Source organism: Microcystis sp. LSC13-02, from assembly GCA_002282935.1.
In the GTDB taxonomy this organism is placed as follows: domain Bacteria; phylum Cyanobacteriota; class Cyanobacteriia; order Cyanobacteriales; family Microcystaceae; genus Microcystis.
Genome location: MTBT01000092.1, coordinates 1 through 10,287, shown reverse-complemented (window position 1 = coordinate 10,287; position 10,287 = coordinate 1). Strand labels below are relative to the sequence as shown.

Genomic DNA, 10,287 nt, shown 5'->3' with positions numbered 1-10,287 from the left:
AGATTCCCTCTGGTTTGGTTGGATACGTCCTGCCAGATCAAGGAAACTCGATGAACCAAGAATCCCTCGCTTTTAGCGATGGGAGTGTCAACTTGACTATAGTGCTACTACCCCCACTCATCCCCAAGTGATCGAGCGGGTTGCCACTATTCTCCAGCATCATTGGGGCAACCCCTCCAGTTTACACACTTGGGGACAGGATACGGCGACAGTCATCGAAATGGCCAGAGAACAGGTAGCAGGGTTAATTAATGCCAATTCAGACCAGATTATCTTCACTTCTGGCGGTACGGCTATCAAGCTAAAATTGATCAGCCCCCCAGTAAACCGCCCAAGGCTGGTTCTAATGTTAAACCGAAGGCCAAATCAGGACAAGGAGAAAAAATAAAAATTCTTGGGTGGGAAATGTGGCCGCATCTCATAATCCACTGATTATCTATTCCCCCTTTTGCCTGTTCCCTGTTCCCTATTCTAACTGATAACTGATCACCGATTACTGATAACTGAATATGGCTTATTCTCGCATTAAAAAACTAGCAAATTATCTACGTCCCCATTGGCAAATAGTAACTGGGGGGGTAGTTGCTCTGCTTATTGTTAATCTTTTGGGTGTTTATATACCGCTTTTAATCCGGGATAGCATCGATGATTTGAGTAAATCCTTTGACTTTCAAAAAATCATTTATTATCTGATTTTAATTGTCGCTTTAGCCTCGATTATGTGGTTTATCCGCATGATTTCCAGAGTATTGTTATTCGGGATCGGTCGTCAGGTAGAGTTCGAGCTTAAACAAAAAATCTTTCAGCATTTATTAACCCTTGAACCTGCCTATTTTTCTCGGCAAACTTCAGGAGATTTAATCAACCGTGCCACTAGCGATGTGGATAATATCCGTCGTCTGGTGGGTTTTGCTTTGCTCAGTTTGGCTAATACTTTTTTTGCCTATGGGTTAACTTTGCCTGTAATGTTAGCGATTCATATTCCCCTTTCAATCGCCGCTATTTCTGTCTATCCTTTGATGTTAATTGCGGTGCAGTTATTTAGTGGTCGTCTGCAGCGGCAACAGAAAAAAGTACAAGAAAAACTCTCGCATCTGAGCGATTTAATTCAAGAGGATATGAGTGGTATTACTCTGATTAAAATTTATGCCCAAGAAGGTAACGAGCGCCTAGCATTTAAGCAAAGAAATCGCGAATTACTACAGGCTAATTTAGATTTAGTCCAGACTCGTAATTTTCTTTTTCCCCTGATTGAAGCTTTGGCCTATGTCAGTTTATTGGCGTTGCTTGCTCTCGGTACTAGACAAATTATAGCGGGTAATATCACCATTGGGGACTTTATTGCTCTGTTAATTTTGGCAGAAAGATTAGTTTTTCCCACTGCTTTATTAGGTTTCACTATTACTGCCTACCAACAGGGAGAAGTGAGTATAGATCGCCTGGAAACTATCCTATTAGCCGAGGCTAAAATTAAAGACAATGCCGATTGTATTCACTTAAAAAATATTCAAGGAAAAATTACCGCCAAAGCCTTGACTTTTTTCTATCCTGATGCTAAGGAACCCGCCTTAAAATCTCTTTCTTTTACCATTAATCCGGGGGAAACGGTAGCGGTCGTCGGTGCGATCAGATCGGGAAAATCTACCCTTGCTAACGCTATTCCCCGTCTTTTGAATATTGCTGAGGGACAGTTATTTATTGATAATCAAGATGTCACTCAAATTGCCCTTGAAGAGCTGCGAAAAGCGATCGCTTATGTTCCCCAAGAAAGTTTTTTATTTAGTACCACCATTGAAGATAATATCCGTTATGGCGATCCGCTGCTGAATTTTTCGGCAGTGGAATCGGCGGCCAAACAAGCGAGAATTCAGGAGGAAATCGAGAATTTCCCGCAAAAATACGGAACTTTAGTGGGAGAACGTGGGATTACTCTTTCCGGTGGTCAACGTCAACGGGCCTCTTTAGCGCGCGCTTTAGCCATCCAAGCACCGATTTTAATCCTTGATGATGCCCTATCTAGCGTCGATAATCAAACGGCTACAGCTATTTTGGAAAATATCAGCCAAGAAAGCCAAAAAACCGTGATTTTTATCTCCCATCAATTATCGGCCGCTGCCACTGCCGATCGCATTTTTGTCATGGATCGCGGAGAAATTGTCCAGATAGGAACCCACGAGGAGTTAATCGCAGTCCCCGGAGTCTATCAAAACCTCTGGCAACAGCAGCAGTTAGAATCTAAGGTTTTACAGTAGCCGATAAAATAGGGAATCTGCCAGTTATTGCCAGTTAGTCAGGGAATTTAACCCGGATTTTCTGGCTATTTTGTCGATTTAATGGCAGTAAAAGCCAAGAATCTCACTCAACACTTTATAAAAATTTCTAACCAATTTTTGTGTTATCTTGATTTCTCGTGGCACAGGTAATGTGCTAAAAACCGAATAGAAGTCCACTTGAACCGAGAAATTCATGCTTAAAAATCTGAGTAAAACCGCTCTTTTAGCCACTGCTACCCTGATCGGTGTCCCTAGCGTCTTAATTCAGCCGACAATTGCCCAAATGCCTACTCTAGGAGATGGTATCATCTGTACAGCAACTGGCAAAACCGCCCAAGGAGTAAAACTATATGTTTATACTTCTGAAATTGATGACGACTCAATCAACAAAAAAGAACCGGTGACACTGACAATGGTTTCCCCGGTTAGTGATGTGGTGGAAGGGCAAATTTTGGTAGTTAACAAAGACGATAACACCGTAACGATTGATAATTTTGCTGCCGCAACTCCCCCGGAAATGCAGCCAATAGGATTAGCTGTCACTACCTATCAAGGTAGAAATACTTTTAGTGGAAAAAGTCAAGCAGGAACACCGGTTAGTTTTACCCTAGAAAACAATCTTCGCACCATTAAAGTTAAGCATGGTGGTGATTCTTTCACGGGAGTCTGTCACTAAAATTACCCTAAGAGCGGTTAACAGTTTTGTTAGTCCTCTTTAACTTGAGCATCTCAAAAGCTGGATGTTATATTAATCCAGCTTTTTTAATTATAATTAGTTATCTTTTAGCGACAATGAACAAGGAGCAACTTTTAACCGAACCTTTTTTACAATTACCGACCGAAACATCAATAAAAGTGGTTTGGTTTACGGAATTTTTTGGCACTCGTCATCAGCTGCGCTACGGGGAAAAACTAGAGAAAATTGCCCTCGCTCAAACTAGCAAATTAACTAGAGTTAGAGAAGATGCCAAATCGAGAACCCTTGAAGCTTATCAATCTTTAACCGATCGAGAAATCTGGCGACATCAGGCCGAAATTACTGATTTAAAGCCTGGTGAAAGGATTCCCTATCAAGTCACCAGTTTTCAGGAAAATACAGCGATTAGAAGTGATCTTTATACCCTTACCCCAACACCAAAAAAAGGAACTAATCTCAAAATTCTGCTCACTTCCGATCATCAATTAATGCCGATGACTGCCGCTAATTTGCAAAAAGTTAGCGAAACTATTGGACAGGTAGATGCGGTTTTTTTAGCCGGAGATTTAGTTAATATACCCGATCGAGCGTCGGAATGGTTTGATGATATTCGCGGTGGGGCATTCTTTCCCTGTTTACAAGGTCGTGCTAATTATACTCTCACAAAAAATGGCATTCAAACTATTTATAAAGGAGGTGAAATTATTCAAAATGCACCCTTATTTCCTGCTATTGGTAATCATGAAGTTATGGGCAGATTTTCTACTTCCAGAGGTTTAAATGAACAGTTTGAAGATGCTATTCCTCACTTTATTGCTAAAAAACTAGCAGAGGATACAGCAGAAATTAATGAAAACTGGTTAAAAAATAAGGCTTTCAACACAGAAACCTACGAAGAAATTTTTTCTTTGCCTCAAAATAAATATTATTCTCTAACTTTTGGTGATATTCGTTTAGTGGTTTTATATGTTACTAATATCTGGAGAAATCCCAATTTAGAACCCAGTGCAAGGGGAAGATATTACGAAAATCAAAGAGATTTAGATAGACCCGATCGATGGGGTTACGGTCAGCATATTTTTGAGCCAATTGCTCAGGGTAGTCCTCAATATCAATGGTTAAAAAAAGAGTTAAATAGTCGAGAATTTCAAGAGGCTAAATATAAAGTAGTTATGTTTCATCATCCTCCCCATACCCTAGGAGGAAATATCGTTCCACCCTACACCGATCCCCTACCGACAATTCAAGAGGATGCCACGGGAAAAGTTACATCAGTACGCTATGATTATCCCCAAGAAAATGATTATATTATTCGCGATCTAATTCCTTTATTAGAATCGGCCAAGGTTAATTTGGTTTTCTATGGTCATTCTCATTTATGGAATCGTTTTCTTAGTCCTAACGGCACTAATTTTCTCGAATCTTCTAACGTAGGTAATAGTTATGGTGCTTATTTAGGTGATAAAAAACGTCCTGTACCTCTCGATAGAAATTATGCAGCCATCGGTAATCCTAATGGATTAGCAGCAATTATCCCGAATATTGCTCCTCTAGTGGATTGGGTTAATCAACCTTTACCCTATATTGCCAGTAATGATGTGACGGTTTTTAGCATTTTAGATACAGAAAAAGGAACCGTGAGCAGTTATCGTTTTGATACTCGTTATCCTGACTCTGAAGTAATTAAATTTGATGAATTTGACCTTTTTAGCATAGGTGAAATATAATAAAGTCAAAGAGTGCCGGTTAAATAGATTCTCTTGGGGTTAATTCTATGACTACTGTTACTAGCAATGATATTCAAGAATTGAAAGACTTACTCTCGGCAATGCGACAGGAAAACCGCGAGCAGATGATTTCCCTGCGAGAAGAAACCCGCGAGCAGATGATTTCCCTGCGAGAAGAAACCCGCAAGCAAATTGATACGCTAAAGGAAGATAATCGCAAACAACTAGAAACCCTGAGAGAAGAAAATAACAAGCAATTTATTAACCTACACAAAGAAATCACGGAAGTCAAAATTATCACGGCTAAAATTGAAGGAACAATTCAATCCCAAGCAGTATTAACCCAAAAAATTCCCGATTTAATCGAGAAAGTTGGGGAATTAAAAAACTGGCAACAAATAGCTATTGTCGCTATCACTGCTTTTACCAGTGCCACAATTACTTGGTTTATTCGAGGAGGAAATTTAAAACCTTAAAGTCTGGCATTTTTCTCAATTCCTAATTGGTGCATTTGCAGAATAATCGGTTTCAGGGTTTCTCCGAAAGCGGTTAAAGAATGGTCGATTCGCCACCACCTTTGCAGTCCCCCAGTTAACTTATGCCACAGGATAAATGTATAGGCACAAAACACCAAGATAAAATAAAGTGGTGTAATCGGTTATAAATCACTCCGAAGGCATTATTGGTCATTTGAGTTAGATTTTTCCTTTCACTTTCCCCTAATAATCCTCCTAAATACTGTCTGAACCCATTTTTTTGCGCTTCGCTCTTGAAGCAATTGTCAAAACGTCCACACCATCGGTCAAAGCAGGGAGGCATCGCGGCCGGGGTTGTCTCTTTCCTTTCATCGCTGCTCTCTCAGCGTCAAGTGCTTATTCTATAACGATTATACTCTTGTTGATCGTTTAAGTCCCACTAGGATAAATTGATCTCTAATAACCCCGGTGGTGGCGCAATCTCGATGCGTGCCGCTTTCAGATCCACCAGTGGAACAATTTCTTTGACGAAGGGGACCAAGGCCCTGGCCTCTGAGTCGGAGGATGGACTTTTTTTCTTGACAGAGGCGAGATTTGCTTCTAGTTGCACTGCTAAAATGTCATTACCCGCCCAGAAAATATCTACCACAACCCCGATTTTTTCTCCTGTAAGGTGATGATAAACCTCTAAGTTCACTAGCTCGCTAACATGATATTCATCCGCTTTTAGGTGAGGTTTTTCTAGTTTATTTGCCCATAATTTATATCCGCGCAAAGCTTCGGCTTGTTCCCGATTTTCAACCCCCTCTAACTTGATAACATAAACATTTTTGCCCGGTAGCTCACGTCCCCTGAGCAGAGTAATTTCTCGGATTTCTCCCCCTTGGATCCCTTGTATTCCCCTCACCCCTCGCTTCTGAAAACGTTCGGGAAAATCTGATACCGATAAAACTCGCAATTCTCCCTCCAGTCCCTGGGGTGCTACTATTGTCCCAATTTCTAGCCAATTTTCTTCCATTGTCTCGACATTTTTTGCTATAGCTTTCCCTAGTATATAGCCTTTTTTGTCTCGCTCCTAGATATTAAAAGTCTTGGTAAAATTTTTAGTTGACCTCTACTCCTGACCATTTTTTGACTTTTTACTGGTGACTTTTTACTGAATTATGACTATTTGGCAAGCGGATTTTTATAAATCTTCATCTTCTTCCCCTCTTGGCACAGTCTGGCAATTGTTAATTTCCGATCCTCTCGGTCATCTTATCTATGAAAATTCCTGTCCCCAATCGCAAGCTAATAGCGACTGGTTAACCCAACAGTTACAGCAAGCTTGTCAAGTCTCCTCCCCAGAAATTATCCAAGTTTTTCGCCCCCAATGCGCCAATTTATTTCTCCTCGCTGGTCAAAATTTACAGATCAAAATCGAGTTAACCCGTCACGTTAACGCCCTGAAAAAACAGCTAGAATTGCGGCAAATCCCCATAAATATCGACTCTCCTCCACCACAACCCGTACCCGACCAATTTTTAGGTCAAGAGTGGCGTTTTGCTCGTTTTCCCGCCGTTGATTTAGTTAACTTTTTTGGCGATCGCCGAATACCGATTCTCTCCCTACCAGAGGCCTTTTCTCCTTTAAAACTAGGTTTAGCCTCCACTTTAATGATCCCCGGTGTGGTTATTACCGGTGGTAAAAAATCTTTGGCGATCGCTCGTTGGTTAGGGGAAATTAACCCGGTATTTATCGCTCATATTCCCACAGAAACGGGGCGATCGGGCGGTTTAGTCTTGGAATCGGGTCTCAATGAGCGTTGGATTTTCCTGACCTACGATGATGAAGAAGTGGCCCGGGCAGCCAATGCTTATCAAGCAACCAAAGAGGAAAGCCAAGGTTTGCACTTTCTCCTCATACAACCGGATGATTCCGGTCGCACTTTTACCGGCTTTTGGCTACTGAAGCAGGTTTAACCCCCAAGCTGTCCCCAAGAGGCAGAGAATGCCTGCTAAACCCGCTAAAGGTTGGTTATAGATACCTTTAACCCAAACCCACCCAGAATCGCTGTAAGACATCAATTCGGCACTGTCTAGCAAGGCCAATCCCCATACCCAACCGCCATGAAGTCCCCAAGCTAATCCTAAACTACCATGATCGATCGCCCTGGCCCAGACCAGAACCATCCCCATCAGAAATAAACCGGGTAGTTGCGGCAGAGTTTGCTGACGTTCCCAAAGCAGGTGCAGCAGGGCAAAAATTAGGCTAGAAATGGCTCCCGCCACCCAAAAACCGTATTCTTGGCTTAATTGGCTCAAAAAGATGCCCCGAAAGATTAATTCCTCGGTAATACCCACCCAGAGGGCCACTATCAACAGGGGTAAACTCAAGGAAAAAGCGCGAGCGAGGTTTTTGGGCTGCCAATGTACCCATGTCAAAATCCCCTCTAGGAAAAAAATTATCCCTAATCCCACCACTGCCAGGATTAATCCTTTAGTTAGGGAGATAAATAGGGAAAATGACCAAATTAATCCGTAATTATGGAGGCTGCTCCCCTCTATCTTTAATAATCCCCAGATAACTAAGGGAGCCAATGCGTAAAGAGAGGCCACCAGTGGCAATTTCTGGTCAGGTTTTGTACCTTGCAGCGGTTGCCATCCCAAACGACTCCCTAAAACAATGGCAATCGGCAGCCAGAGAATTAACCAGGCTAACAGGAAAATAATAATTTTTATTAAGGCAGCCATGTCCATTGTCAATTAGGTGCTAGGGAACTGGGGTGTGGGGTGTGGGGTTTTGGGGTTTTGGGGTATTAGTTGAAATTTCCCTACCCCCTACCCCTAACACCCATAAAACAAACCCTCTAGGGATAGAATAACTGTGGAACTTTGCTCTGGTAAAGCCTAGCTCCAACAAAAATCCATCCCTAGGGGGTTGCGAAAAAGAAGAAAAAGTGCTTAAGGAAAACCCCTCGAGTTGATGAAAGAGGCGGTCAGGGGTTAGAATTAGGGATAAGAATCTATATTGTCTTTTTGGTCGGTCTTGTCAAAACTAGCCCTTTTGACTGCCGATTTTTTTTATCCTTATCCCTACTTCGTAACCTATTTAAGCTTCTACCGATTCTTCTGATTCCGTTTGTTTGAGGTGGATGTGCTTGTAGCCAAGTTTGATTTCAAACTCATCGCCGGGCTGCAAGTTCATTTGTTCGGTATAGGTGGAACCGATGACGATTTGACCATTTTTGTGGACACTAACCCGGAAAGTGGGTTCGCGGCCGCGGCCATCTTTAGTGCCTTCGGGATCGAGAGGAACCCCTTTTGCACCCAAAACAGCATCGTAAAAGTCGGTTAAATTGACCCGAACTTGGCCATCTTTACTTTGGGAGTAGTAACCACAACGTTTTGCCGTTTCGCGACGGGGTAAGTGGGCCAACTCTTTGACTTTTTGAAGTAGAGCTTTCCCGGTTAGGGGAGTAGGAGAGATATCATTCATGGTACTTTTAAATGTTCCTTGATTTTTGACTGGCTGTCAATTAAGTTTACACTGACAAATTGATCATACCAAAAATCTTGCCAAAAATGTCTAGAGGGGAATAATAAATTTTTTAAAACTGATGGTTCTGTGATGACAATCGTGCTAAGAAGACCCCAGACTAGGTAGTAAGTGTAGGCCTTGTGGGGGAGAGGAAATTTTTGGCCAAGACTCGCGCAATTTTTGGTCGGGTGCGAGGAAAACAGGGAGGAGAAAGTGAGGACATAAAACGGTTCAAGCTATACCTGGCAAGGAATTGAGAAACTATACTTGTGGTTGGAGTTGGCAAAAAACTAATGACCCAGAGCAGTAAATCCGGGGTGATTAAACTGTTTTCGAGCGACTTGCCCATCTATGATTAGGTCTAGATACCCACTCCTTGGCTCAACCGACCGGGGAAAATCTTAAGGATTAATTACCATTACTAGCTCCCCTTTGGCCCGTTAACATCGATTATCCTGAGTATTAGGAGTCCCTCATCCCCGTGCCGAGTATGGAAGTTTCTTTTAAAATTCTGCGTCAACAACCCAACGACACCCCTTACCTAGAAAATTTTACCCTAGAGGTGGAGGCGGGAAATACAATTCTCGACTGCCTTAATCGCATCAAATGGGAACTTGATGGAACTTTGGCCTTTCGTAAAAATTGCCGCAATACAATTTGTGGCAGCTGTGCTATGAAAATTAACGGCCGTTCGGCCTTGGCTTGTCAAAAAAATATCGCCAGTGAATTAAACCATTCTAGCCAAAAAGATGTCGGAGAAATTCCCGAAATCACGATCGCCCCTCTGGGGAATTTACCGATTATTCGGGATTTAATCGTCAATATGCAACCGTTTTGGGACGATTTAGAAAAGGTTGAACCTTATATTAGTAGTCAAGCGCGCACCATTCCCGAACGAGAATTTCTGCAAACTCCAGAAGAAAGAGCCAATCTCAATCAGATGGGTAACTGCATTATGTGCGGAGCCTGTTATTCAGAATGTAATGCCAAGCAAGTCAATCCCGATTTTGTCGGTCCCCACGCTTTAGCAAAAGCGCAGCGCACCTTAGTGGATTCCCGCGATGGTAATCAGGAAAGTCGCCTAGAACTTTATAACCAAGGCACCGCAGGGGTTTGGGGTTGTACCCGTTGCTATTTCTGTAATGCGGTTTGTCCCATGGAAGTGGCTCCCATGGATCAAATCGGTAAAATTAAACAGGAAATACTCGCTCGCAAGTCGGACGATAGTAGTCGTCCCATTCGTCACCGGAAAGTTTTAGTGGAATTAGTCAAAGCAGGGGGATGGGTTGATGAACGCAAATTCGGCCTCTATGTGCTGGGCAATTATTGGCGCGATTTACAGGGTTTATTAAGTATTGCCCCCTTGGGATTGCGGATGATTGCTAGGGGTAAATTCCCCACTTCCTTTGAAGCTTCCGAGGGAACCGAGGAAGTCAGAGGTTTAATTACTGCTATTCAAAATTCTCGCTCTTGATCACTCTCGATAGTTAGAGCAATTTTGAGATGATTTTGACATCCTCACCGCCGTAAACGGACGGTGATTCCCAAACCTCACGATTTAGGTTTCTGCTTCTTTCCCTTGCGGGGTTTCGCAC

At 42.4% G+C, this 10,287-nt stretch carries 10 protein-coding genes and 2 pseudogenes; 7 read left to right on the top strand and 5 right to left on the bottom strand.

Annotation, left to right across the window (positions count from 1 at the left end; translation table 11 throughout):
* Positions 1-127: 127 nt before the first annotated feature.
* The 5 genes and pseudogenes from BGL89_RS05425 to BGL89_RS05405 all read left to right on the top strand — a co-directional run.
* Positions 128-349 (top strand): annotated as a pseudogene (locus tag BGL89_RS05425) (aminotransferase class V-fold PLP-dependent enzyme); the annotation flags it as partial.
* Positions 350-509: 160 nt separating this feature from the next.
* On the top strand, positions 510-2,252 hold the full coding sequence (locus BGL89_RS05420; protein WP_286824819.1) for an ABC transporter ATP-binding protein: 1,743 nt from the start codon (positions 510-512) through the stop codon (positions 2,250-2,252).
* Between the two features lie 214 nt (positions 2,253-2,466).
* The gene (locus BGL89_RS05415) at positions 2,467-2,949 is read left to right on the top strand and encodes a hypothetical protein (RefSeq protein ID WP_286824817.1); all 483 of its coding nucleotides are present in this window, start codon (positions 2,467-2,469) and stop codon (positions 2,947-2,949) included.
* Between the two features lie 116 nt (positions 2,950-3,065).
* Positions 3,066-4,697, top strand: a complete 1,632-nt coding sequence (locus tag BGL89_RS05410) for a purple acid phosphatase family protein (RefSeq protein ID WP_286824815.1) — start codon at positions 3,066-3,068, stop codon at positions 4,695-4,697.
* Between the two features lie 47 nt (positions 4,698-4,744).
* Complete coding sequence (locus tag BGL89_RS05405) at positions 4,745-5,173, top strand: hypothetical protein (protein ID WP_286824813.1); 429 nt, start codon at positions 4,745-4,747, stop codon at positions 5,171-5,173.
* Here the strand turns inward: BGL89_RS05405 and BGL89_RS05400 are convergent.
* From BGL89_RS05400 to rimM, 3 genes and pseudogenes are all read right to left on the bottom strand, one after another.
* Positions 5,170-5,331 carry a helix-turn-helix domain-containing protein gene (locus BGL89_RS05400; protein WP_286824820.1) on the bottom strand — a complete coding sequence of 54 codons (162 nt, stop codon included), beginning with the start codon at positions 5,329-5,331 and terminating at the stop codon, positions 5,170-5,172. The genes BGL89_RS05405 and BGL89_RS05400 overlap by 4 nt on opposite strands.
* 5 nt (positions 5,332-5,336) lie before the next feature.
* Positions 5,337-5,516 (bottom strand): annotated as a pseudogene (locus tag BGL89_RS05395) (IS701 family transposase); the annotation flags it as partial.
* A gap of 96 nt (positions 5,517-5,612) precedes the next feature.
* The gene (gene rimM / locus BGL89_RS05390) at positions 5,613-6,191 is read right to left on the bottom strand and encodes a ribosome maturation factor RimM (protein ID WP_286824812.1); all 579 of its coding nucleotides are present in this window, start codon (positions 6,189-6,191) and stop codon (positions 5,613-5,615) included.
* Between the two features lie 145 nt (positions 6,192-6,336).
* On the opposite strand from rimM, the gene BGL89_RS05385 reads away from it, so the two are divergent.
* Complete coding sequence (locus tag BGL89_RS05385) at positions 6,337-7,134, top strand: Tab2/Atab2 family RNA-binding protein (RefSeq protein WP_286824811.1); 798 nt, start codon at positions 6,337-6,339, stop codon at positions 7,132-7,134.
* Here the strand turns inward: BGL89_RS05385 and BGL89_RS05380 are convergent.
* The gene (locus tag BGL89_RS05380) at positions 7,117-7,911 is read right to left on the bottom strand and encodes a CPBP family intramembrane glutamic endopeptidase (RefSeq protein WP_286824809.1); all 795 of its coding nucleotides are present in this window, start codon (positions 7,909-7,911) and stop codon (positions 7,117-7,119) included. The two genes, BGL89_RS05385 and BGL89_RS05380, sit on opposite strands and share 18 nt — an antisense overlap.
* Positions 7,912-8,263: 352 nt before the next feature.
* Positions 8,264-8,650 carry an AbrB family transcriptional regulator gene (locus BGL89_RS05375; protein ID WP_286824808.1) on the bottom strand — a complete coding sequence of 129 codons (387 nt, stop codon included), beginning with the start codon at positions 8,648-8,650 and terminating at the stop codon, positions 8,264-8,266.
* Between the two features lie 532 nt (positions 8,651-9,182).
* Here BGL89_RS05375 and BGL89_RS05370 point away from each other — a divergent pair.
* A complete protein-coding gene (locus tag BGL89_RS05370) occupies positions 9,183-10,166 on the top strand; it encodes a succinate dehydrogenase/fumarate reductase iron-sulfur subunit (RefSeq protein WP_286824807.1) in 984 nt (327 codons plus the stop codon).
* The last annotated feature ends 121 nt before the right edge of the window (positions 10,167-10,287 follow it).